Source organism: Mycobacterium sp. WUMAC-067, assembly GCF_020217485.1.
In the GTDB taxonomy this organism is placed as follows: domain Bacteria; phylum Actinomycetota; class Actinomycetes; order Mycobacteriales; family Mycobacteriaceae; genus Mycobacterium.
Genome location: NZ_JAEKMI010000026.1, coordinates 36,716 through 60,605 on the forward strand (window position 1 = coordinate 36,716; position 23,890 = coordinate 60,605).

Here is a 23,890-nt window from a genome sequence, read left to right on the forward strand (position 1 = left end):
TTTACCGCCGTTCAGTTTTCGTCCGCGACGACACCCAAGTAAGTGCCCCTGACCTCGTATCGTCTCCCGTCGCGGGTGATGGTGCCGATCGTCGTCGCGGGTCCGGCGGTGTGCCCGGTGCCAGCCACGTCCACGACGTCGATCCGCACGTCCACCGGCCGCGCCGTCTGCGGGTCGGTGATCTCGACGACCATCGCCACCGCGTGTTCGTCCTCGTCCCACTCGACGCTGGTGATGCAATGGCGGGCGGTCAGCTCCATCACCACGGAGTCCTGGCGCACCAAGAAGCGCACCGGCGCGCACAGCTCCCCGGCGCGGGGCGGCACGCACAGGCTGACCGCCATCTCACAGGCCCGCCGGCCGGTCGCTGATGGTCCCCGAGCGCCGCAAGTCGGCCAGGTCCTCTTCGCCACGACCGAGGATGTCGGTGAGCACCTCGTCGGTGTGCTGGCCGTAGAGCGGCGGTACGCGCCGGATCCAGCGCCTCGGCCGGTCCAGGAACGCGAAAGGCATTCCGGTGCACAGGAAAGAGCCCGCGACGGGATGGTCGACCGTCTCCCAGAAGCCGCGGGCGTGCAGGTGCGGATCGGTGAGCAGCGCCGCAGCCGGGGTGACGCGTGCGGCGGCCACCCCGGCGGCGCGCAGCGCGTCGACCGCTTGGGTCACCGAGCGCGTCGCGGCCCAGGCGGAGATCAGTTTGTCGATGTCGTCGGCCCGCTCGTCCCAGCCGGTGAGCTCCGGCTGGTTGAGGAGGCCGGCCAGTGACGCGCGCGCGGCGTCGTCCATCGCGGCGAGCGCGACCCACTCGTCGTCGCCGCGGCAGCGGTACACGCCCTGGGGGGCCGCGCCGGGTCCACGGTTTCCGTTGCGCCGCGAGGAGATTCCGTTGCGGGAATATTCGACGAGCATTTCGGCGGCTACGTTGAGCGCGGCCTCGACCATGGTCGATTCGACCTGCATGCCGACGCCCTCGCGGTCGCGGATCGCCAGCGCGGCCACGGCGGCGAAGGCGGCGTGCAGGCCGGCGATCGGGTCGCACACACCGCGCGGGATCACCGGTGGGCCGTCGGCGTGGCCGGTCATCCACGCCATGCCGGTGGCCTGCTCCATCGTCTGCGCGAAGCCGACACGATCGCGCCACGGGCCATCGAGGCCGAAGGCGGGCATCCGCACCATGATGGCGTGCGGGTTGGCCGCGCGGACCGCGTCCCATTCCAGGCCGAAGTTCGCCATCACGCGGGGCGAGAAGTTCTCGATGACGAGATCGCTGGCGGCGATGAGCTCCAGCGCGACGGAACGCCCGGCGTCGGTGCCCAGATCGACGCTGATCCCGCGCTTGTTGTTGTTGCTGCACAGGAAGACTGGGCCCCACTCCCACCATTGCTCCCAGTCGGGCGGGCGGCCCGCGGAAAACCGCATGCCGTCAGGCCGCCGGACACCCTCGATCTTGATCACGTCGGCGCCCAGGGCTCCGAGCAGTTGCGTGGCGACCGGGCCCGCCCAGAACGCGGTGAAATCGGTGATGCGCACGTCGGACAGCGGCAGGGCGTCGGGGTCGGTGCCGCGGGGCGGCTCGGGTCTCGGAGGCCAGTGCAGCCGTGCGTTGTCGGCACCGAGCGCCGGTGGCTGCCCGGGTGGCCTGGTCGCCATCGCCGCGCTGCGATACGGCACCCGCGGCGCCAGCACCCCGTCCCGCGATTCGACGAACACACCGCGTTTCACGAAGTGGTCCACTTTGGGCAGCATCTCGGGAGACGCGATGGGGGCCACCGGAATCCGGAACGCCACGGCAAGGTCGACGATCTCCTGGGTGGTGCGGCTCCGGGTCCATGCGGTGACCATGCCCAGGAACTCGTCGCGCCGCTCGACCCGTCCGGCAAACGATGCCAGCTCGGCGCCGTTGACGAGATCGGCGCGGTCGATCATCACCAGGAAATCTTGGAACTGCTGCGCGGTGATGGTGCAGAAGCCGACCATGCCATCGGCGGTGGGCACGATCGACGGCAGTTCCAGACTGCGTTCGTGCAGCAGCGAATCGGCGCCCAGCACGCTGGCCGACATCGCGGACAGGCCACCCATGGCGATCACCATGGCCTCGTAGGTCGAGACGTCGATGACCTGGCCGCGGCCGCTGCGTGCGGCGTGCCGGGCCGTGGCCGCACCCGCCGCCGCGGCGAACGTGCCCGCCAGCCATTCGCCGAGCCGGCCGCCGGCCTGTACCGGTTCGTCGCCCGGCCAGCCCCGTCCGGCGATCGATCCGCATAACGCCTGCAGGATGAATTCGTTGGCCACCACGTGGTCCTCGACGTAGGGACCATCGGTGCCGAACGGTGTCACGGCCACCACCACCGCCGACGCGGCGGTGTAGGCGGTGATGCCGTCGAGGGTCCAGCCGTCGGTCAGGTCGGTGAGCACGATGTCGGCGCCGGCCAGCAGCGACGTGACCTCGGCCTGGCCGTGATTGACCACCGACTTCTTGCCGGCGGCCAGATATCCAAACAGCGCCCCGGGCGGCCCGCCCGCCGACCAGCGGCGCAGCGAATCACCCTGTGGGGATTCGATTTTCACCACCTCGGCGCCGGCGTCGGCGAACATCTTGCCGCAGTAGGACACCGCCAGACCGTTGCACAGCTCCAGCACGCGCCAATCCGCAAACGGCGCCGCACCCGCCACGTTCAGTTACCCAGGGTGGTGGCGCGCCCGGCGATGCCGACCACCTCCGCCGTCACGGGCGCGGCTGCTCCGGCCTGCAGGGCGAACTGGGTCATCCGGGTCCACGCGTCCCGGTCGCGTTGGCTGGCCCGGCGGCCGACGTGGGTGACCACGTCGACATCGGTGGCCTGCGCGCGCAGCCGGCCGGCCCGCGCCTGCTCTTTCGGGATGTGCCGGAACGGGTCGAATGAGTATGCGGCCATGGCGTTTTCGTGGGTGATCTTGTCGATGACCCGGTCGTCGAGGTGGCCCATGGTGGCGATGACGTCCTCGGGTGCGAACGGCCAGTTGCTGTCGGAGTGTGGGAAGTCGGACTCCCAGCACAGCATGTCCTCGTTGAACCAACCCATGTTCTGTACGCCGACCTTGTCGCTGATGAAGCAGGTGTAGAAGTGCCGCTTGAACACATCGGTGGGACCACTGTAACCGGGCGGGAACGTCGCCAGCGTCCACCCCGAATGGCGGTTGTACACGTGCTCGGCGCGCCAGAGAAAGTAGGGTATCCAGCCCACGTCGCCCTCGGTGAGCGAGAATTTCAATTGCGGGAAGTCCGACCAGAATTCGGCCCAGATCAGTTCGGTGAAGGTGAACATGCTCATCATCGACGACGCCGTCATCTGCACGCTGGGCGGCGCGTCCGTCGACACCTGCGGAGAGCGTGAGGCGGAGCCGACGTGAGTGCACAGCACGGTCTTGTTCTCGCACGCGGCCTCGAACAGCGGATACCAGTACTTGGTGTGAATGCTGGGCATCTGCAACGCCTCCGGATTCTCCGAGAACGTCACCGCGTGACAACCCTTGTCGGCCAGGCGTTTGACTTCCTTGGCGGCCTCGGCCACATCGAATAACGGCAGGATGCCGCACGGGATGAACCGGCCCGGATAAGCCCCGCACCATTCGTCGACGTGCCAGTCGTTGTAGGCCTTGATCATCACCAGATTCACCTCGCGGTCGGGACCCTGGTTGAGGACCTGGCCGGAGAATCCGGTGAAATTCGGAAAGTTCAACCCTGCCAGCTGGCCGCCGGCGTTCATGTCGCGGATCCGCTCGTCGACGTTGAAGCAGCCGGGCCGCATCTCGTCGTAGCGCGAGGCGTCGATGTTGTACATCTCGCGGGGCTTGCCGGCCACGGCGTTCAGGCCCATGTTACGGCCGCGGACCTCGCCGTAGTACCACTGCTGGATGCCGTCGGGTTCCAGGACCACCCGCGGGGCGCGGTCCTTGTACTTGGCGGGAACGTGCGCGTCGAACATGTCGGCCGGCTCGGCGATGTGATCGTCCACGCTGATCAGGATCAGATCGTCCTTGTCCATGCCGCGCTCCTCGGTCGACTTATAGCGACTAGTAGATAATGGTGTTCGTCACAGTGTCAACCGCCCGTGACCCGCTTGACGGGGTGGGCCCCGCCAACGGCTTTTGCTGCCTGGCAATGGCGCACGCGCGCCGACGTTCGTCCCGTCCAGGCCCCGTCCGCTCGGCTCAACGCGTCCGAAGGCTACGGACTAATAGTCCACACAAAGCAGCGCCACTGCACGGCATCCTGCGGTGCCGACGGGTCTCGCATGCCACCATGGGGCATGACCGGGCGCGGAAGGTAAACGGAAGTTGAGCACCAACAAGGCGGCGCGTCCGACCACCGCGGACGTGGCCCGGTTGGCCAGCGTGTCGACCGCCACGGTCAGCTATGTGCTGAACAACGCGCAGGGCCGCCGGATCTCCCCCGAAACCCGCGACGCCGTCTACCGCGCGGCCAAACTCCTCGGTTATCGGCCCAACCTCGCCGCCCGCAATCTCGCGCGCGGCAAAAGCGGTGTGGTGCTCTACGTGGTGCCGCACGTGGCCGTGGGCGAGATGCCGATGCAGGCCGGCAGCCGCATGACCACGGCACTGGCACGCCAAGGGTTGCTTCAGGTACAGATTTTCGAGACCGACGACGACCATCATGTCGTCGATGCGATCGCAAACCTGGACCCGGTCGCGATCACCAGCCTGTTCCCGCTGAGTCCGGCCGCCCGCGAGGCGGTGGCCCAAGCCGGCATCCCGCACATCGAGATCGGGACCCTGCCCGCACTCAACAACCCGCACCTTTCGGTCGGCGAGATGCGCGTCGCGCACCTCGTCGAGCGGGGCCATCGGCGAATCGCCTTCGCCTACACCGGGATCGACCGATGGAAACCATTGGGCGACTACTGGTTCGAAGGGGTTTCGCGGGCCGCGCAGGCGCGCGGCCTCCCGCCCGTGCGAGTCGACCAGGTCGCCCTCGACAACGCCGCCGACGTCGTCACCGGATGGGTGGGCGACGGCGTAACCGCCGTCTGCGCCCAAAGCGACGAGATAGCTTGCCTCGTGCTCTACGGCATCCACCAAGCGCGGCTGCGCTGTCCCAGCGACCTCGCGGTGATGGGCGTCGACGCCAGCCCCATGGGCATGGTCAGCACCCCACCGCTGACCACAGTTCAATTCGATCCCTGCGCGGTCGCCGACGCCGCGCTCGCCGCCGTCTTCGAGCGGCTGGGGCAACCCGCCCCGCCCTCCCCCGAGCTGACTGACATCGCCCACCTCGTGGTGCGGGCGTCGACCTGAGCGTCAGTCGGCCGGCGCGTAACGCAGCAGCGTGACGTCGTGTTCCGGGTAGTCGCAAAACACCGGTTTCACCCGCATCCCCACCCGGACGTCGGCCGGGTCCACGTTGACCATCTCGGTGGAAAACCTTGGCCCCTCGTCCCATTCGACGATGGCGAGCAGCTGCGGCACGGCATCGGCGAAGTGCGGGCTGACCGGCCGGTGGGCCACGGTGTAGGAGTACAGCGTCCCCATCCCGGAGATCTCGCGCCATTCCAGGTCGTCGGCCAGGGTGCGCGGCGCGCGCACCCGCGGATAGAACACATACGCCTGCAGCGACGGCGAATACTGGATGACGATGCGGTGCTGCGCGAGCGCGTCCCAAAACGGCGCGCTGGTCGGGGTTTTGACGGGCATCGGCCGCTCGAAGCTGGTCATGGGTGATCAGTCCCCCTCGAGGATGAGCGTGGTCTGCTCGGACAGGATCCCGCCGTTGCCGGACACGAAGGCGCGGTGGCAGTCGCCGACCTGCGCCGCCCCGGCGCGGCCCATGATCTGGCGGGTGGCGTCGCAGACGTGATGCATGCCGCCGGCCAAACCCGCCTGGCCGAAGCCCAATTGGCCGCCAGCGGTATTGAGCGGGAAGTCGCCGCGGAAGGTGAGGTCGTGGCCGGCGACGAATTCCATCCCCTTGCCCTTCTCGCAGAAACCGGCATCCTCGAGCGAGAGCAGCACGGTGATGGTGTAGCAGTCGTAGATCGAGACCATGTCCATCTGGTCCCGGGTCAGGCCCGTCATCTCGAACGCCGTGTCGGCGGCGGCGGCGATCGGGGTACGCAGCAGGTCCTCGGCGTAGGTCGGCGTCTTGAACGGCACGTGTTCGCCAAATCCCTTGATCCACACCGCCCGATTGCGTGAGCGCTTGGCGAGGTCCGCGTTGGCGACCACGACGGCGGCGCCCCCCACGCACGGCATGACGATCTCCAGCATGTGCAGCGGGTCGGCGATGACCGGGCTGGCCAGGACGTCATCGACGGTCAGCGGCTTGTCCTTCCAGATCGCGCCTTCGGTGTGGTTGGCGTTGGTGCGCTGGTCGACGACGATCTTGGCCATCGCCCGCTCGTCGTAGCCATAGACCGCCGCATAGCGTTGGGCCACCTGGCCATACGGGCCGTTCTGACCGAGGTTTCCGTACGGGATCTCGAATTCGGCCTGGGGAGAACCGTATTGGTTGCTCGACGACCCGAAATACAATGCGTCGCCGAGCGATCTGGGTTTCTTCGGTGACATCGGGGTGATGTACCGGGCGGGCAGCGCGCACAACACCGCGTCGCAGATGCCGAGCTCGACGGCGGCGGCGGCCCGCCACACCATGGCCGCGGCGCTGGCGCCGCCCAGGTCCACGTGTTCGGCGAACCTCGCTCCAACCCCGAGGTATTCGGCGATGGTGGAGGGGACGAAGATCTCCGACTCCGCCAGGTGTGACGCCACGATGCCGTCGACGACCTCGAAAGGCAGCCCCGCATCGGCGAGTGCGGCGGCGCCGAGTTCCGCCCATTGTTCGATGACGAAGGGGGCGGGTGACGCCTTGGTCATGCGTTCGGGTGGAAGTTCGACGTACCCGACGATCGCGGCCTCGCCACGTAATCCCATGAGCTGTCCTACTTTCGGGGTAGTCCGAGGATCATTTGGGCGATGATGTTGAGCTGAATCTCCCTGGTCCCCCCGCCGATGAGCTCGGCCGGCAGATGCAGATACGGTTCCACGACCGCGCTGTCGGCGTCGTCGACCATCGCGACCTGCCCGGTGAGCTGCAGCGTGGCCTGGAAGGTGCGCCGCAGCAGCACATTCATCGCGACCTTGGCGATGCTGGACGCCGGGCCGGACGCCTGCCCGTCGAGCAGCCGAATGGTTTCCCGCACCCCGAGCGCCCTGATCGCGTTGGTGTAGGCGTCGAGCTCGCCGAGCGCACGCAACGCGTCGTCGCGGTCGGGACCGGGTTGCGCGGCGAGCCGACGCAGTGCGACGGCGCGGTCGAACTTGACGTATCCGCTGATGGCCGAGCGCTCTTCGGCCATCGTGGCGATCGCCAGGCTCCAGCCGTCGGTTGGGCCACCCAGCAGCATCTCGTCCGGAACAAAGACGTCGTTGAGGAATACCTCGTTGAAGTGTGCCTGCCCGGTCGCCGTCTTGATCGGCTGGATCTCCACCCCGGGGGAACGCATGTCGAGGATGAAGTAGCCGATCCCGCGGTGCTTGCTGGCTTCGGGGTCGGTGCGCGCGAGTAGCGCACCCAGGTCGGCGTATTGGGCCAACGACGTCCAGATCTTGTGGCCGTTGATCCGCCAGCCGCCATCGACCTTGGTCGCGCGGGTGGCCAGCGACGCGAGGTCGGAGCCGGCTCCCGGCTCGCTGAACAGCTGGCACCACAGGATGTCGCCGCGTTGCGTCGCCGGGATGAGCCGCTCCTGCAGGTCTTTTGGCGCGGCAGCCAACACCGAGGGCAGGATCCATTCGGCGATGTTCAGCGAAGGCCGAACAAGCGCGGGCCGCTTGGCGAACTCCTCGTCGATGATGAGCTGTTTCAACGGATCCGCATCAACGCCCCACGGCGCCGGCCAGTGCGGCGCCATGAGGCCGGCGTCGGCGATCAACGTGCGTTGCGGCCCGGTGGCGAGGTGCTCATAATCGCCGTGCGGTGCGGGCTTGTCGTTGCGCAACTGCAGGGCCGCATCGAGCGTCTCGGCCACCCAGGATCGGAATTCGGGTTCCGCGTCACCGAGATTCACCGACATGTCGCGCGTCTGGGTGCAGGTGAGCTCCCCGAGCCGGCGCGCCCAGCGATTCGCCGGACCGATCGATCCCGCCAGGCTGATGGCCCGCCGCCAGTACAGGTGCACGTCGTGTTCCCAGGTGAAGCCGATGGCGCCGAGCATCGTCAACGCGTCGAGCACCAGATCCGGGGCCGGCGAGATGGCGATCACGGCCGCGCCGGCGGCGGCCATCCGGTGCTGGTCGAGTGCTTCGTCGACGGCGCGCACCGCGTCCCAGGCCGCGGCGGTGGCCAACTCGCTGTTGACCAACAGCATTGCCGCACTGTGCTGTAACGCCTGGAAGGTACCGATCACCTTGCCGAATTGTTCGCGGCTGCGCAGGTGGGCGGTAGCGGCCTGCACACACCACTGGACGATGCCGGCCGTCACGCTGGCGACGAATCCCACGAGCACGCAGCGTGCGCGCTCGGGGTCGATGCCGGTGAGCATTTCGGGGTCCGTCGCGGTGTAGTCGTCGAGGCGCACGATCCCTGCGTCGCCGACCAGGTCGGTGCCCGAGACGGGTTCGACTGTCACCGTGGGCTTTTGGGTGTCGACCGGCACCCAGACGATGTCGCCGTCCCGGGTCCGCGCGCCGACGAGGATGATCCGCGCCGCGCACACGCCCGTGGTGACCTCCGACGCGCCGCCGAGAACCCACCGCCCGTCCTCGGCCCGCGCGTGCAGGTCGCCGTCACCCGGAAGCACCACGGCGGCGGTGACCCCGGCCGCAAGGTCACGCACCAGTGATTGCGCGCCCGGTGTCGGATCGGCGAGCAACGCGACCGCACCGGCGGCCACCGTCGGCAGCAGCGGACCGGGCAACAGCGACTTACCCGCCGACTCCAGCACGCATGCGGCGTCGATCAGCCGTCCGCCCTGGCCGCCGAGGTCCTCCGGGAGGTGCACGGCATGAAACCCGTTGGCGACCAGCGCATCCCACCATGCGGGGAGGCGGCCCGCCGCGAGCTCATCGAAGCTGTCGCGCGTCGCGGCGATGGGCGCATTCCGGGCGGCGAACTGCTCGACGGCGTCGCAAAGGTCCTGTTGTTCCGGGCTCAGTCCCAGGGTCATGAGGGCGGCCGCAAAGTGACTGACGTTGGCCGCACTGACTGCTACCCTTCCGGCTCCTATTGCGAGTCTGACAAGACGGACCGTCTCGTCTTGTGGCAGACTACCGGGGGTAGTCAGGATATGTAAAGCTGGCCTGCGCAGCAGTGAGGACCACCAGATGCCAAGCGATCTCACCGAGGTGGGCACGCCGGCGAACTCGCCCCGGCGTCGCAGCGAGAAGTCCCGCACGGCGATCGTCACCGCCACGCGCGAACTGCTCCTCGAGCGCGGGTTCGACGGTCTGACCATCGAGGCGGTCGCCGCCCGCGCCGGCGTGGGCAAGCAGACGATCTACCGCTGGTGGCCCACCCGTCCCGCGCTGGTCGCCGACGTCATGCTGGAAGACGCCGACAGGCTGCTCGCGTCGGTCAGCCACAGCGGCGATCTGGCGGCCGATCTCGTGGCGTGGGTCGGCAAGCTGTTCACCAGCCTGACGACACCGCGGGGCTCGGCCATGCTGCGCACCCTGACCGTCGCCTGCATGGAACACGAGGACACCGCCGTCAAACTGCGCGCGGGATTCAGTGCGCCGCTGCACGATAGCGTGCGGGCCCGGTTGCTCGCCGACGGCATCGACGAGGCGACCGCCGAATCGGCCGCGGACGCCATCGTCGGCGGCGTGGTGTATCCGATCCTGTCGGGCGCGCAGCCCTACTCCCGGCGGCGGGCGGAACGGACCACCCGGCTCATCGTGGAAGCACTCATCGGCGGCTGACGGAGCCGCGGCCCGGCACCGAGCAGAAGATGCGCGAATTCCTCGCCTCCCATCCCTCCGACGGCGGGCACAGCCGCTACAGCTGGTCGGACACCGGGCCCAGGTTGTCACCCGCGCGCTCCAGGCCGAACGCTCGGCCGTGGGCCGAGGTCGGCGTGAGGGATGCCAGCAACGCGTCGCGCGAGGGTGACCGCAACCCACGCGACGCCCATGCCAGCGCACGCAACACTCCCGCCTGCCACACCATGGCCGCGAGCCCGATGGCGCCCGTGGCAAGGGCGGTGCCGAGGTAGCCACCGGATGCGGTGCGTGCGCGCTTACGCGGATCGTTGGCCAACGGCCCGCCCACGAGCTGCATCACGCCGACCAGCGCGTCGCTGAAGCCGTCGATGATGCCCAGGGCCGCCGCGGAGCCGTGCAACGTGCTGGTCAGGAAGGTCGGCAGCAGCGCGGTCGTGATTTCGTGGCCGGAGTCGGAGAAGAAGCTCGTCGCGCCGACGGCGCCGACGCCCGGCGTCAACCAGCGTTCGTCGGCGCTCGCGCGGGTCATTGGAGCTTGCGGCCGGAGAAATCGACGTGCGGGCCTGCCTCGCTGCGGGCGAGCCGGTTGTCGACACCGCTGATGGGCATGGCTCCACTTTCGATCGGTAGGAGCCATCAACCCGTGTGGGCGGTTCGGATGCTGAACGTCATCCCGGCGGAGATCCATCGCCGCGACGCCCAGCGTAGCCTCCGGTGCCCAGTTAGAACGACTCAACCGCGCGAATCCCACATCCCGCTCGCCGAAACGCCCGAAACATCAGAGGCATAACGGTTCTCCTGAATCCCGATCACCCAGGAACCGTTCGCGAGTCCCACCGCGGTTGTCGATTGCGTCCCCGCTCCGGGGCGTAGTATCTGGGCAATGATGGGACCGGGCGATGTCCCCGTCGATGGCGACATGAAAGCTCTTGTGTACCAATACTTGAGGTGCGGCGGTGGATGACGACTGCCTGAAGCTCACCACCTATCTCGCGGAGCGCCGGCGGACCGGCGATGGTTTTGTCTCCGACGTGCTGCTCGGTCTCTACGAGCAGCACCGCATTGCTACTAGCGTGGTGCTGCGCGGAATCAGCGGCTTCGGCACCATGCGCCACTTTCGCACAGATCAGTCGTTGACGCTGTCCGAAGATCCGCCCGTCGTGATCGTCGCGGTCGACACCAGAACGAAGATGGAGCCCCTGCTCGACCCCGTGCTGACGATCAAACAACGCGGCCTCGTCACCTTGGAGCGTGCGCGGCTCCTGCAAGACGACATCGGTTCCCCGCAACTACCCGATGACCCGGGCGACGCCGTCAAATTGACGATCTATGTTGGCCGCAAGCAACGCGTCAACGGGGCGCCGGCCTACATCGCGCTCTGCGATTTGATGCATCGGCGCGGCCTCGCCGGCGCCACGGTGCTGTTGGGCGTGGACGGTGTCGCGCACGGAGAACGCCAGCGCGCCAACTTCTTTGGCCGCAACGCTGACGTTCCGATGATGATCCTCGTCGTCGGCTCCGGCGAGCGCATCGGCCGGGTGTTGCCGGAACTCGCCGGGCTGCTGCGCACGCCCATATTCACCCTGGAACGCGTCCGCGTCTGCAAGCGCGACGGCGAACTCCTGGAACGGCCGCACGCCCTGCCCGGGGTCGACGAACACGGCCTGCCGCTGTGGCAGAAGTTGACGATCTACACCTCCGAATCGGCGCACCACGGCGGCGTGCCGATTCACCGGGCCATCGTGCAGCGGCTGCGCCAGGCCAAAACCGCGGACGGCGCCACCGTCCTGCGCGGTGTGTGGGGTTTTCACGGCGATCACCCGCCCCATGGAGACAAGCTGTTCTCGCTGACTCGCCGGGTGCCCGTGGTCACCATCGTGATCGACACCCCGGCCAGCATCGCCGAATCCTTCGACGTCATCGACGAATTGACCAGTCGCGAGGGCTTGGTCACCAGCGAGATGGTGCCCGCGCTGGTGTCCGACGAAGGCGACAGCGGGCAGGGCCCGCCGCGCATGGCCCGGCACCGCTACTAGCGGGTCGCCGCCATCGGGATAGTCAGCCCGCGATCGAGGCGTCGTAGATCGACTGGATCGCCTTGTCCAGCGTGGTGTTGAACTGCTCGTCGGACTGGTCGACGGAGAGCCCCTCGGTGAGCGCGCGGCTGAAGCTGGCGATCAGGCCGGTGTTCTTGGCCAGCAGCTCGTTGGCCTCCTCGCGCGAGTAGCCACCGGAGAGCGCGACCACCCGCATCACCTTCGGGTGTTCGATCAGCGGACGGTAGTAGTTGGCCTCGGTGGGCAGGCTCAGCTTGAGCATCACGCGCTGCCCGTCGGGCACGCCGGCGAGCTGCTTGGTGATCTCGTCGCGCAGGATGCTCTCGGCCTCGGCCTTGTCCGAGATCGAGATGGTGACCTCGGGCTCGATGATCGGCACCAGCCCGTGCGAGAGAACCTGGCGGGCGACCTCGAATTGCTGGGCGACCACGGCGGCGATGCCCTCGGCATTGGCGCCGCCGATCACCGACCGTTCCTTGGTGCCGAACACGCCCTTGCCCACGGCCCGCTCCAGCAGTTCGTCGAGCCCCGGCATCGGCTTCATCAGCTGGACGTCGTCGGCCGCGTCCGCGAGCCCCTTGTCGATCTTGAGGATCGGCACCACACCCTTGGTCTCCCACAGGTAGGTGGTCGACGGCTTGCCCTCGATCTCGCGGTCCATGGTCTGTTCGAACAGGATCGCCGCCAGCACCCGCTCACCGGTGAACGACGGGGCGGTGATGATCCGCGAACGCATCTCGTGGATGAGGTCGAACATCTCCTTGTCGGAGGAGTACGCGCTGTCCTGGATGCCGTACAGGCGCAGCGCCTTGGGCGTCGAGCCGCCGCTCTGGTCGAGCGCCGCGATGAACCCCTTGCCCGACGTCATCCGGTCCGCTTGCTGCTGGTTCGACATTGAACTCTTCACTCCCTCGTAATGGGCGCACCCGGCCGGGGAGGCCGCCGCGCTCAAGCCTGAATCGTGCCGATCATATTCGGCCAGCCCCAACCGGAGCAGACAGGCCGTCGCGGACCGCCCGCGCGGCGGGAATCGTGCAGCATTTTGAGGCGGGATCGCCGCGTGTCCTACCATTGACCAAACACTTGTAGCTGTATCTGCACTTAGCAGCGCAGATCGACGGGGTGGATCTCCCCCGTGGGCAAGCGTGTTCCCGAGGGGTTGAATCAGCAGCCCCCGGATTTGGCAGTGGCTGTACGAGAGCTAGCGGTGTCCCGCACGGGACCGAATGTGAGTGATGGACCATGGGCGAACAATCCGGCGATGTCGTCGATCCAACCGCTTTTGAAGTGGGCAAACACCAGGTAGATCAGGCGGTCGTGCTCACCGTCTCGGGCGAAGTGGACATGCTGAGCGCCCCACACCTGGCCGACGCCATCCAGACCGCGCTGGCCACCAAACCCGCGGCGCTCATCGTCGATCTGTCCAAGGTCGGTTTCCTGGCCTCGGCGGGAATGACCGTGCTGGTGACCGCGAAAGCAGAGGTCGAACCGCCGACGAAGTTCGCGGTCGTCGCCAACGGCTCGGCCACGAGCAGGCCGATCAAGCTGATGGGGATTGACAGCGTGCTCGCGCTGTACAGCAGCCTCGACGGCGCGCTGAGCGGTCTCGCCGGGGAATGAGCCTCGACTAGCGTGCGGACACACCTGGGGACGATGGGTCGCTCTGATCAGCCTCATCACGCGTCGAACGTCGATGACCGCACCCTGTTCGTGCGCACGCGCGTGGCGGCCGACGCGCGCAGCGCCGCCCGGGCCCGCGCCGAGTTCGCAGCGTGGCTGAGCCGGTATTTCACGCTGTGTGACGACCGCTTCAGCGATCTGCTCCTGGCGGTGAACGAAGCGATCGCCAATGCTGCGGAGTTCGCTTACGTCGACGCGACGCAGCGCGGGACGGTCGACATCAGAGCGGCCTACGACGGCGCCGCCGACACCCTCGCCATGACCGTCGATGATCGCGGCCGGTGGCGGCAGAAGATGCCGGCGCAGCGCCACCGGCAGATGCGTGGCCGCGGCATCCCGTTGATGGAGGCGCTCGCCGACGAAGCGGCCATCGACCGCACTCCGCAGGGCACCCGCGTCACCTTGACCTGGGCCAACCTGACCCGGTCCGCCTGCAACGCCTGAACGCCCGCGCCGCCTACCCGGCCAGCACCTGCGCAAGGCGGTCTTCGCGCGCCAGCACCGGCCCGTCGTCGACGGGCTCGTCGATTCCCAGCTCGGTGAGCCCGGCCTTGGTCAGCAACGAGGTCCCGTAGGCGGCGAGCGCGAGCTTTTGATCGTCGCTGTGGCCGTCCTCGACGAGCATCGCGCCGATGAGGCAGATGACGGCCATCTTGTAGGCGTTGAACGCCCGGTACCAGGGCCGGTTGGCGACCTTGATCCCACTGGCCGACTCGTAGTGCGCCAGCAGGGCATCGATGGCCGGGGCCGCGGGATGGCTGTTGATCCCGACGGGCTGCATCCACAGCATCTCGAGCCAGCCGATGTCGGTGAGCGGGTCGCCGATGGTCGTCATCTCCCAATCGAAGACGGCGCTCACCTCACCGGCGATGAAGGCGAAGTTGCCCGGCTTCGCGTCGCCGTGCACGAGCGTGACCCTCGGGCACGGGTCGGGCTTGCCGGCGAGCAGGGCCCGATGGAGGCGCTCCAGCGCGGGCAGGCGGCCGCGCTTGACCCGGTTCATCTCCGCGGCCCAGTGGCCCAGTTCGCGGTCCAGGTGGTTGGCGCCGTCGTCCAGGGCGTGCAGCCCGGTGCGGGAGAGGTCGACGGCGTGGATGGCGGCCAGTTGTTCGACCAGGCTCCGGCACATCCGGACCACCGTGTCGTCGGCGGCGCCGGCCGGCGGCTCCATTTCGTACACCTCGCCGGCGACCCGCTCCATCACGAAGAACGGCCGACCGAGCACCTCGCCGGTCGGTTCGAGCCACAGCGCCGGCGGGACCCGGACCGGCGTCTCGGCCAACGCGCGCAGGATCGCGAACTGGCGGGCGAGGTCGTAGGGCTCCAGCAGCGCGGGCGGCCGGGGTCGCAGCCGCAACACCACGTCTCGCCGGTCGTCCTGGCCGGCGCGCCGGGTGACGACGCGCAGCGTCATCATCTCGGCCGAGTGCCCGAAGCTCACCCGATCGATGCCCTCGAGGCGGAGGTCATCGGCATCGGGCACCTGGGCGCGCACCCAATCGCCCAGCCGCCGTTCCAGATCGGCCCCCAGCGTCACCGCCGAGCCCCTTCGCCGTCTTTCTGCAAGCGATCGACCGGGGTCTTGTCCTGGGTGAACGCGGACATGTCCATCGCCGTCCAGTTGGGGTAGCGGGTATAGCCCTGGCCTCCCAGCAGCAATTCGAAGATGCCCCAACCGGTGTCGCCGTCGCGCTCGAATCGCATCAGCTGGTCGAGCGCCATCGATTTGCTCTCGGTCTCGGACAGCTGCTCGGGATGGCTGCTGTCCCAGGCGAAGTGGATGAAGTAGGCGCCGCCGCCCAGGTCTTCGTATTGGCAGTGCGCCATCGGCAGCCCGTAGTAGGCGTTGACGTGCTGGTGGGGCGCCTCGGCGATGACACGATGGGCCCGTCCGTCTTCGTCGGTGAACACGAGCACCGCGCGGGTGGGTCGCTTGCGGGCGCCGTCGAATTCGACGTCGTGCTCGATCTTGACGAATCGTTTCGACAGCCTCCCATCCGCGTAGGTGATGCCCCCGTCGACGTAATGCACTGTGCCGTCAGCAGATTCGATGATCCACGCTTCGATGGCATGGTCGTCGAACCCGGCGTCGAGCCACAACCAGAAGTCGATCTTGTCCGAGACCCGCACGCCGAAGGTGCGGTCGCGGCCGCCGTGAAAGCCGTCGACGCTGATGCGTTCGCCGTCGATCGTCACCCAGCCGCTCCATCGCCCGGGTTCTTTCATGTGGTACATGTCGGCCAACATCTGACCGTCCTTGCCGCGCACCTTCATGGGCAACAGCTCCCACATCGGGGCGCTGGGTTCGTAGTAGAGCTCCCACTCGATTCCGGAGTTGTTGGGTTCGACGTCCAGTCGCCACTTCTTGAGCGGCTCGATGCAGGTCCAGCGCATCGGTCCGGCGCTCAGGTCATCGCGGTCCCCGCCGGTGACGGGCCGCCCGGACAGCAGGTCCCAGTGCCGGCCGTCGGCGAGGCTGACCTTGACGTAGCCCAATCCGCTGCCGGTGTTGGGGTTGTTGCCGTAGCCGCTGGCCAGCAGCATGGTGCCGTCCGGTGATGCGGCGAAGAAGTAGCACCGATCCGACCACGTCGGATCGGTGTTGTGCACCTGGTCGAACGTGCTCGGCAGCTGGTGGGTGAACGATTCGTCCGCGGCGGAATACGCCATCAATCGGCCCTTCTGGCTATGTTTATCGTTGCGCTGCAACATGTTTCGTCGGAGGATTCCCGCCCGCCCGGATCGGCATCCGATACCGAAGCCGCACAACGCATCCCGTAACATCGCCGCCATGGAACCGAGCCGGCGGTGGGGCGACGATCGCGCGATCCTCGATGACGAGGAGGCCCGTAGACGGATCCTGGAGGCCGCCGGCCGCTGCATCGTCCGGCGCGGCAACACCCAGTTCCGCATGGGCGAAGTCGCCGACGAGGCCGGGGTGTCGCGCTCGACGGTGTACCGCTACTTTCGGGGCCGCGACGATGTCCTGCTGGGCCTGATGCTGGCGCGTATCGACACCGCGCTCGACGAGCTGGTGCGCTCGCTGCCCGCGCCCGACGACCCCGTGCGATCGGTGCCCGAGATGGTGCTGGCGCGCGTGGAATCGGTGGACGGCAACCCGCTGAACGAAGCACTGTTCGCGGCCGAGAGCACCGCGGTGGCCTCGGCGCTCGAGAAGGGGTCCGAACCGATCGTCGAGCTCCTGCTGCGGCATTACGGCCCGTTGCTCGACCGCTGGAAAGCGGCGGGGCTGCTCTACCCCGATGTCGATTTCCGGTCGATCGTCCAGTGGTTGCACAGCGCGACCCTGTTTCTGCTGGCGCCCTCGTGGCGCTACCGCCCCGCGGCCGACAAACGCGAATTCGTCGAACAGCTCGTGGTGAGGGCCCTGGTTCCACAGATCAGACAATAATCGTCTATTGTCTGATGTCCAGACGTTCGATTGGTTTTCTCCGACGGCGTTGGTGTCGCTGACGCGGCAGCGGGGTCGGGCTGAAAACCGGGGTGGATGGATATGAAAAATCTTGTGGGACAAGCCTTCTCCTTCGCCGGCTTGGCCGCGCACCTGGGCCGGGGCGCGGGCCGGGTGGTGGCCGATGCGGTGGTGGGTGGCCGGTTCGGCTTGCCGCGGACGGTCGAAGAGATCGATCCCGCGGTCCTTTCCCGGGTCATCGGAACCACCGTCCGGTCGGTCCGCGTGCTGAGCAGGGACGCGGGCACCTCCTCGCGGGCCCGGCTGGTGCTGACCGGCAAGGACGTCCCGGAGTCGGTGTTCGTCAAGGTCGCGGCGAAGACCGCCGCCACCCGCCTGATGGGTGAGCTCGGCCGGCTCGGGCACACCGAGGTGCGCTTCTACCGCGAGCTCGCGCCCCAGGTCATCGGCGTCCCCTACTGCTACGGCGCGGCGTTCGACCCGTGGACGGGCCGGTACCTGCTGGTGCTGGAGGATCTGCCGGCCGAATCGTGCGAGTTCCCTGACACCTTGCACCCGCTGTCGGCCGACCAGGCCGGTCTCATCGTCGAGCTGTTGGCCGAGCTGCACGCCACGTTCTGGGGGCGGCTGCCGCGCGACGGGCGCGGGCCGCTGGGCTGGCTGTATACGCCGTCCGGCGACGTGACGTCGTTGTTGACCGGCTCGCTGATGCACAGCTCGATCAAGCGGCTTGCCGAGCGCACCACGATTCCGGTGGAAAAGGGCGGCTTCATCGCCGACAACTACCGCGCCGTGGCCGCGCTCATCGACGCTCCCCCACACACCGTCATGCACGGCGACGCCCATCCCGGCAACATGTACTTCCACGGCGGCAAGGCCGGGCTGCTGGACTGGCAGGCGGTGCGACGCGGGCACCCCTCCCGCGAGCTCGCCTACACGCTGATCACCAGCCTGACCCCGGAGGACCGGCGGGCCAGCCAACGCGACCTCCTCGACGACTACCGGCGGGCGCTGGTGGCGGCCGGCGGCCCCGAGCTGGACCGCGACGACCTGTGGCTGCGGTTCCGCCAGGGCGCGCTGTACGCCTATGTCGCCCCGCTGATCACCACCGGGATGGGGGGAATGCAGGTCGAAGAGATCGCCATGGAAGGCCTGCGCCGCGGCGTCGCCGCGCTCGACGACCTCGAGACCGTCGCCGCCCTGAAGAGTTCTCTGTAAGGCTCGCGAATTCGGCTGAAGCTATTGCCTTCCCCGCGCCACGAGTTACGCTACCTACCGTAGCGAAATGCTGTGCGCCTTCCGCTCAGCCCTCCGAGACAGCCCGCGGCGGCGAAGAGGAGTCTCATGTTCGACCTGAAGATCACCGGTGGAACCATCGTCGACGGCACGGGCGCCGAGCGCTACCGCGCCGACGTCGGCATCAAGGACGGCAAGATCGTCGACGTCGTCCGCCGCTCCGCCGACGGCCCCGAGATGGGCGGGGAGGCGGCCGAAACCATCGACGCCACAGGGCATGTGGTGGCCCCCGGCTTCGTCGACATCCACACCCACTACGACGGCCAGGTGACCTGGGACGGCTTGCTGGAGCCGTCCAGCGGCCACGGCGTCACCACGATCGTGACCGGCAACTGCGGCGTCGGCTTCGCGCCGGTGCGCCCGGGCACCGAGCAGTGGCTGATCGAGCTGATGGAGGGCGTCGAGGACATCCCCGGCACCGCGCTGACCGAGGGCATCACCTGGGGCTGGGAGACCTACCCGGAGTACCTCGACGCGATCGGCAAGCAGAAGTTCTCCGTCGACGTGGGCAGCCAGGTGGCCCACGGCGCCATCCGCGCCTACGCGATGGGCGAACGAGGCGCGCGCAACGAACCCGCCACCCCGGACGACATCGAGGCCATGGGCCGGCTGGTTCGCGAGGCGATTGAAGCCGGCGCGCTGGGCTTCTCGACGTCACGCACGATGGGGCACCGCGCGATGGATGGCGAACCGGTTCCCGGCACGTTCGCCGCGGAGGAAGAACTGTTCGGCCTGGGCCGCGCCATGGCGGCCGGCGGCCAGGCGGTGTTCGAGCTGGCCCCGCAGGGCGCCGCGGGCGAAGACATCATCGGCCCCAAAAAAGAGCTGGAGTGGATGCGGCGCCTCAGCGGCGAGATCGACCGCCCGGTGTCGTTCGCGCTGATCCAGGTGGACGCCGACCCGAACTTGTGGCGCGAGATGCTGGACCTGTCCGCGGACGCACACGCCGCGGGCGCCCGCCTGTATCCGCAGATCGCGGCGCGCCCGTTCGGCATGATGATCGGCTTCCAGGGCCATCACGGCTTCAGCCACCGCCCCACCTACCGCCGGTTGAAGGCCGAGTGTGGCCGCGAGGAGCTCGCGCAGCGGCTCGCCGATCCCGCGGTGAAGGCGGCGATCCTGTCCGAGGACGACCTGCCCGTGGACCCGACCCTGTTGTTCGACGGCATGTTCGCGTTGGTGCAGCACTCGCTCGGACGGCTCTACTCCCTGGGTAACCCTCCCGACTACGAGCCGACGCCCGACCGCACCGTCGCGGCGATCGCCCAGGCCCGCGGCGAGGATCCGTTGTCCACGCTGTACGACCTCATGCTCGAGTCCAACGCGACCAACATGCTGATGCTGCCGATGTTCAACTACGCCGACGGAAACTGCGACGCGATCCGCGAGATGATGCTGCATCCCGCCGGCGTGCTCGGGCTGTCCGACGGCGGCGCGCACTGCGGGATGATCTGCGACGCTTCGTATCCGACGTTCCTGCTGACGCACTGGGCGCGGGATCGCAAGCGGGGCGAGAAGCTGTCGCTGGAATACGTGATTCGCAAGCAGTCCCGCGACACCGCCCACCTGTTCGGCCTCACCGACCGCGGCACCATCGAGCCCGGCAAGAAGGCCGACATCAACGTCATCGACATGGATGCGCTGAGGCTGCACCCGGCGGCGATGGCCTTCGACCTGCCGGCCGGGGGAAACCGGATCCTGCAGGGCGCCAGCGGATATGCGGCGACCATCGTCAGCGGGACCGTGACCCGTCGCAACGACGTCGACACCGGGGCCAGGCCCGGACGCCTGGTCCGCGGAGCGCGCTGAGAGCTCCGCCCGATGGCAACGGCGCGCACCCGCTCGCACGTCGACGAGGATGCGATCGGCACCCCGCCGGAGAACCCGACGCTGGTGCCGGCCGAGCGTTACTACTCCCCCGCCTTCGCCGCCCTCGAGGCGGAGCGGATGTGGCCGAGGGTGTGGCAGCTGGCGTGCATGGTCGACCACGTCGCGGAGCCCGGCGACTATTTCGAATACCGCTGCGGGCCGTACGGGGTGCTGATCGTCCGTGACGACGACGGGGAGCTCCGCGCGTTCCAGAACGTGTGCCGGCATCGCGGCAATTCGTTGTGCACCGGCTCGGGTTCGGGCCTGCGCGAGCTCAAGTGCGGCTATCACGGGTGGACCTGGGACCTGGCCGGCGCGCTGAAACGGGTGCCGAACCGCAAGGGCTTCGGCGGGCTGCGCATGTCCGACTTCCCACTGATACCGGCCCGCGTCGCGACGTGGGCGGGACTCGTCTTCGTCAACCTCGACCCGGGCGCGATGCCCCTGATCGAGTACCTGGAGGCGGTGCCCGACGACATCGCCTGGTGCCATCTGGAGGACTTCCGCTGCTACGCCACGCTCACCGTCGACGTCGACGCCAACTGGAAAACGATCGCGGACGGCTACAGCGAGACCTATCACATCCAGACCCTGCACCCCGAACTGCTGCGTTGCGTCGACGATATCCATGCGCCGCAACGGATTTGGGGTCACACAGGTAAGTCGGATCAGCCCTACGGCGTGCCGAGCCCGCGCTTGGGCGGCGCGCTGAGCGACGAAGAAGTGTGGGACGCCTACGTCTACACCCAGGGCGCGCTGATGGGCGCGGCCGAGGGCACGCCCTTCCCGGCCGACGAACGACGCCCCGGACAGACGGTGGCCGAACTGATCGCCGAGCGAACCCGGGCCTTCGCCGCGGGCCGTGGCGTCGATCTCAACTGGGCTGACACCGACCGAATGACCCGACTGCACCAGTACAACGTGTTCCCCAACATGACCTTGTTAGCCAACGCCGACCACCTCACCGTCATGTGTTCGCGACCGGGCGCCTCCCCCGACAAAGGCGAGCTGGTGATGTTCTTGATGACCCGGATGCCGCCGGGCGCGCCGCGCACCAAGCCGACCGATGTGCGGATGGCCGCCGAGGCGGCCGAGCCGGGCATCGTGCTCACCCAGGACATCGCGGTGCTCCCCGGCCTGCAGCGCGGCATGCACCAGCCCGGCTTCACGCATCTGGTTTTGTCCAGCGAGGAACGTCGCGTGATCAACATGCACCGCAACCTGGAGCGCTACCTCGACCTGCCCGCGTCGCAGCAAATGAGCGGCGGCGCGGCGAAATGACCTCTCGCAACATAGTTCGTGTACACACGGCCAAAGTGGCCCCGGGCGATTTAGAATCCGGCTTGTGATGACCCCGTCTTACCCCTGGGGGGACGATCGAGGGCAACTTTCGCGCCAACTACGGCTGCCGTATCACACGCTCCGCCGACGGCGGGCGCGCCGTCTGTGCCACAGTTTCGAGCGGGTGGGTGTTCGGACGGCACCGGAGCGGCTGCGCGAAATGGTGGCGGGCGCGCCGCTGGCCGCTCACGAATTGATCAACGTGAATTTCGCGCTGATCGCGATTCAGCTCGACCGCGAGTCTCGCGCGGCGCGATACAAGCGGCTCAAACAACGCGGTACCCGTTCGCTGATGTTCGCGGGCCTGGTCATGGTGGTGCTGAACTTCCTCGTGTGCATGGCCTACGTGCTGCTGAACCTCGCCGAGCAGTCGGCGCCGCTGTAGCACCCTCAGCGCGGGGCGACGATGCCGTTGTCGTACGCATACACGATCGCGGCCGCGCGATCGCGCAAGTCGAGCTTGCCGAAGATCCGCCCGATGTGGCTCTTGACGGTCACGCCGGAAATGCAGAGTTCGCCGGCGATCTCGGTATTGGACAGGCCCTGGCCGATCAATGTCAGGACGTCGAGCTCGCGGGTCGTCAGCTCGGCGATCGCGGTGCCGCGCGGGCCGGGGGCCGCCTTGCGGTACGTGGTGAGCACCCGCGAGGTCACCGCGGGATCCAGGTAGCTGTCTCCGCGGGCGACCGCGCGCACCGCGCGGATCAGCTCTTCGGCGGAGGAGTCTTTGAGCACGAAGCCGGCCGCTCCGGCGCGCAGCGCCCCGGACAACAGCTCGTCCTCGTTGAAGGTGGTGAGCGCGAGCACCGGCGGCCTGCCGCCCAGCCGGCGGGTCGCCTCGATGCCGTCGACGCGGCGCATCCGCAGATCCATCACGACGACGTCGGGTCGATGCTCGGCCACCGCGGCGGGCACCTCGTCGCCGTCGGCGCACTCCGCGACGATGACGAAACCGTCCTTGCGGCGCAGGATTCGGCGCAGCCCCGAGCGCACCAGGTCTTGGTCGTCGACGAGCAGCACGGCGATCTCGGGCCCCGGGTCGGTCACAGCTTGCACCACCGCGGGCGCCAGCTGGTGTCGCCGTCGTGCAGCGGTATCTCGGCGCGCACCGACCACCCGTCCGGGGTCGGGCCGACGTCGAGGGCGCCGCCGAGCAGGTCGACGCGCTGGCGCATGCCGCGCAGGCCGCGCCCCTCCGCCGATCTCGCGGCCACCACCGCGGCCGGGAGCAGATTGCTGACCGCGAGCCGGGCCGACGCCGGCGAAATGTCGAGCACCACACTGGCTTTCGATTCGGGCGCGTGCTTGGCGATGTTGGCCAGCGACTCCTGGGTGATGCGGTAGAGCCCGAGACCCACCGCGGCCGACACGTGATCGGTGGGTCCCTCGACGCACAGCGTGACGGCCAGGCCCGCTTGCTGAAAGCCCGCGACGAGCGCCGGGACGTCGTCGATGCCGGGTTCGGGCGTGGTCTGCGCCGTTTTGGTCGGCCAGTTGTCGAGCAGCCCGACGGTACGGCGGATGTCGGCCATCGCCTGCCGGCCCAGCTTCTCGGCCTGCTCCAGCGCATCGACAGCGTCGTCGACGTCGCGATCCTGCTGCAGCGCGCGGCGCGCACCGGTCACATGCAACAGGGTGATGCTGAGCGAATGCGCGATGACGTCGTGCACTTCGCGCGCGATGCGCCGGCGTTCGTCGGCGGCGGCGTGCGCGGCCAACAAATTCTGCGCCTCGATTTGTTCGGCCAGCAGCAGCCGCTGGGCGCGCATCACGTAACCGAGCAGCCACGCCACCGCGACGAAACCCAGGTACAACGCGATCGCGTCGAGGCGGTGCAGCGCCGACGCCGTGAGCAACAGCGCGGCCGCCGACACCGCGGCCAGCAAGCCGCCCAGCACCGAGGCCAACGTCGCGACCGACAACACCATCAGCACCAACAGCGCCGGTGCGAAATCGGCCTGTATGGGCGTCGACGTGCCGAAGAGCGTCAGCGCGGTGGCCGCCGACCAGGTCGCCCACAACGGCCACGGCGTGATTTTCATATTGAAGACGAAGAACGCCAGCTCGGTTGACAGGGCCAGGGCGAACGCGGCCAGCGACACGGGCAGGTCGGCCGCGGGCCGCTGCAGCGTCCCGATCACACCGCCGAGCACGAGGCTGACGTCGACGGCGATCAGCGACGTCCACGTGATGCCGACGGGAAGCAGCTCGCTGCGTCGGCGAAGCTGCTCCCGCACGTGATCCGCTGCGGCGCGCAACATTGTCCAATCCTAGAAGA

22 protein-coding genes, 1 pseudogene and 1 riboswitch are annotated in these 23,890 nt (G+C 68.3%); of the genes and pseudogenes, 11 read left to right on the forward strand and 12 right to left on the reverse strand.

Going from position 1 to position 23,890, the window contains the following annotated elements; genetic code table 11:
* Positions 1–11: 11 nt before the first annotated feature.
* Genes JF781_RS18295 through JF781_RS18305 form a run of 3 tightly spaced genes read right to left on the reverse strand, consistent with a single transcriptional unit; the run spans position 12 to position 4,025 of the window.
* Positions 12–344 (reverse strand): hypothetical protein, encoded by a 333-nt coding sequence (locus tag JF781_RS18295; RefSeq protein ID WP_225327948.1) that lies wholly within the window; start codon positions 342–344, stop codon positions 12–14.
* A 1-nt stretch (position 345) separates the two neighbouring features.
* On the reverse strand, positions 346–2,673 hold the full coding sequence (locus JF781_RS18300; RefSeq protein WP_225327949.1) for a CoA transferase: 2,328 nt from the start codon (positions 2,671–2,673) through the stop codon (positions 346–348).
* A gap of 2 nt (positions 2,674–2,675) precedes the next feature.
* On the reverse strand, positions 2,676–4,025 hold the full coding sequence (locus JF781_RS18305; protein ID WP_225327950.1) for an amidohydrolase family protein: 1,350 nt from the start codon (positions 4,023–4,025) through the stop codon (positions 2,676–2,678).
* A 292-nt stretch (positions 4,026–4,317) separates the two neighbouring features.
* Here JF781_RS18305 and JF781_RS18310 point away from each other — a divergent pair, with 292 nt between their 5' ends.
* A complete protein-coding gene (locus JF781_RS18310; protein ID WP_225327951.1) occupies positions 4,318–5,295 on the forward strand; it encodes a LacI family DNA-binding transcriptional regulator in 978 nt (325 codons plus the stop codon).
* A 3-nt stretch (positions 5,296–5,298) separates the two neighbouring features.
* Here JF781_RS18310 and JF781_RS18315 read toward each other — a convergent pair whose 3' ends face one another.
* Genes JF781_RS18315 through JF781_RS18325 form a run of 3 tightly spaced genes read right to left on the reverse strand, consistent with a single transcriptional unit; the run spans position 5,299 to position 9,161 of the window.
* Positions 5,299–5,712: a Zn-ribbon domain-containing OB-fold protein gene (locus JF781_RS18315; RefSeq protein WP_225327952.1), complete on the reverse strand. Its 414-nt coding sequence runs from the start codon at positions 5,710–5,712 to the stop codon at positions 5,299–5,301.
* A 6-nt stretch (positions 5,713–5,718) separates the two neighbouring features.
* Positions 5,719–6,927: a thiolase family protein gene (locus tag JF781_RS18320; protein ID WP_225327953.1), complete on the reverse strand. Its 1,209-nt coding sequence runs from the start codon at positions 6,925–6,927 to the stop codon at positions 5,719–5,721.
* An 8-nt stretch (positions 6,928–6,935) separates the two neighbouring features.
* On the reverse strand, positions 6,936–9,161 hold the full coding sequence (locus JF781_RS18325; RefSeq protein WP_225327954.1) for an acyl-CoA dehydrogenase: 2,226 nt from the start codon (positions 9,159–9,161) through the stop codon (positions 6,936–6,938).
* Positions 9,162–9,318: 157 nt separating this feature from the next.
* Between JF781_RS18325 and JF781_RS18330 the strand changes: the two genes are divergently transcribed.
* Together JF781_RS18330 and JF781_RS28740 are read left to right on the forward strand one after the other, a co-directional pair.
* On the forward strand, positions 9,319–9,915 hold the full coding sequence (locus JF781_RS18330) for a TetR/AcrR family transcriptional regulator (RefSeq protein ID WP_225327955.1): 597 nt from the start codon (positions 9,319–9,321) through the stop codon (positions 9,913–9,915).
* A gap of 2 nt (positions 9,916–9,917) precedes the next feature.
* Positions 9,918–10,040: pseudogene (locus JF781_RS28740) on the forward strand (sulfotransferase); the annotation flags it as partial.
* Here the strand turns inward: JF781_RS28740 and JF781_RS18335 are convergent.
* Positions 9,992–10,573, reverse strand: a complete 582-nt coding sequence (locus JF781_RS18335) for an MFS transporter (RefSeq protein ID WP_308011549.1) — start codon at positions 10,571–10,573, stop codon at positions 9,992–9,994. The pseudogene JF781_RS28740 and the gene JF781_RS18335 sit on opposite strands and share 49 nt — an antisense overlap.
* Positions 10,557–10,637, reverse strand: a riboswitch (Fluoride riboswitch). Its footprint overlaps the gene before it by 17 nt.
* Before the next feature lie 255 nt (positions 10,638–10,892).
* Here JF781_RS18335 and JF781_RS18340 point away from each other — a divergent pair.
* A complete protein-coding gene (locus JF781_RS18340) occupies positions 10,893–11,972 on the forward strand; it encodes a DUF190 domain-containing protein (RefSeq protein WP_225327957.1) in 1,080 nt (359 codons plus the stop codon).
* 22 nt (positions 11,973–11,994) lie between these two features.
* Here the strand turns inward: JF781_RS18340 and JF781_RS18345 are convergent, their stop codons facing one another.
* The gene (locus tag JF781_RS18345; protein WP_225327958.1) at positions 11,995–12,888 is read right to left on the reverse strand and encodes a fructose bisphosphate aldolase; all 894 of its coding nucleotides are present in this window, start codon (positions 12,886–12,888) and stop codon (positions 11,995–11,997) included.
* Positions 12,889–13,235: 347 nt separating this feature from the next.
* On the opposite strand from JF781_RS18345, the gene JF781_RS18350 reads away from it, so the two are divergent.
* Positions 13,236–13,613, forward strand: coding sequence for an STAS domain-containing protein (locus JF781_RS18350; RefSeq protein WP_225327959.1), 378 nt, complete (start codon positions 13,236–13,238; stop codon positions 13,611–13,613).
* 33 nt (positions 13,614–13,646) lie between these two features.
* Positions 13,647–14,117 (forward strand): ATP-binding protein, encoded by a 471-nt coding sequence (locus JF781_RS18355; protein WP_225327991.1) that lies wholly within the window; start codon positions 13,647–13,649, stop codon positions 14,115–14,117.
* A 13-nt stretch (positions 14,118–14,130) separates the two neighbouring features.
* On the opposite strand, the gene JF781_RS18360 is transcribed toward JF781_RS18355, so the two are convergent.
* Positions 14,131–15,210, reverse strand: coding sequence for a phosphotransferase family protein (locus tag JF781_RS18360; protein ID WP_225327960.1), 1,080 nt, complete (start codon positions 15,208–15,210; stop codon positions 14,131–14,133).
* Positions 15,207–16,343, reverse strand: coding sequence for a hypothetical protein (locus tag JF781_RS18365; protein WP_225327961.1), 1,137 nt, complete (start codon positions 16,341–16,343; stop codon positions 15,207–15,209). Before JF781_RS18365 ends, JF781_RS18360 begins: the two co-directional genes overlap by 4 nt.
* A gap of 121 nt (positions 16,344–16,464) precedes the next feature.
* On the opposite strand from JF781_RS18365, the gene JF781_RS18370 reads away from it, so the two are divergent.
* The 5 genes from JF781_RS18370 to JF781_RS18390 all read left to right on the forward strand — a co-directional run bounded on the left by JF781_RS18370 (position 16,465) and on the right by JF781_RS18390 (position 21,997).
* Positions 16,465–17,085: a TetR/AcrR family transcriptional regulator gene (locus JF781_RS18370; protein ID WP_225327962.1), complete on the forward strand. Its 621-nt coding sequence runs from the start codon at positions 16,465–16,467 to the stop codon at positions 17,083–17,085.
* Positions 17,086–17,187: 102 nt separating this feature from the next.
* A complete protein-coding gene (locus JF781_RS18375) occupies positions 17,188–18,324 on the forward strand; it encodes an ecdysteroid 22-kinase family protein (protein ID WP_225327963.1) in 1,137 nt (378 codons plus the stop codon).
* Between the two features lie 126 nt (positions 18,325–18,450).
* Positions 18,451–20,211: an amidohydrolase family protein gene (locus JF781_RS18380; RefSeq protein WP_225327964.1), complete on the forward strand. Its 1,761-nt coding sequence runs from the start codon at positions 18,451–18,453 to the stop codon at positions 20,209–20,211.
* Positions 20,212–20,223: 12 nt separating this feature from the next.
* Entirely contained in the window at positions 20,224–21,552 is a 1,329-nt protein-coding gene (locus JF781_RS18385) for an SRPBCC family protein (RefSeq protein ID WP_225327965.1), read from the forward strand.
* A 184-nt stretch (positions 21,553–21,736) separates the two neighbouring features.
* Entirely contained in the window at positions 21,737–21,997 is a 261-nt protein-coding gene (locus tag JF781_RS18390) for a hypothetical protein (protein WP_225327966.1), read from the forward strand.
* 5 nt (positions 21,998–22,002) lie between these two features.
* Here the strand turns inward: JF781_RS18390 and JF781_RS18395 are convergent, their stop codons facing one another.
* Positions 22,003–22,659 (reverse strand): response regulator transcription factor, encoded by a 657-nt coding sequence (locus JF781_RS18395; protein ID WP_225327967.1) that lies wholly within the window; start codon positions 22,657–22,659, stop codon positions 22,003–22,005.
* On the reverse strand, positions 22,656–23,873 hold the full coding sequence (locus JF781_RS18400; protein ID WP_225327968.1) for a sensor histidine kinase: 1,218 nt from the start codon (positions 23,871–23,873) through the stop codon (positions 22,656–22,658). Before JF781_RS18400 ends, JF781_RS18395 begins: the two co-directional genes overlap by 4 nt.
* Between the last annotated feature and the right edge of the window lie 17 nt (positions 23,874–23,890).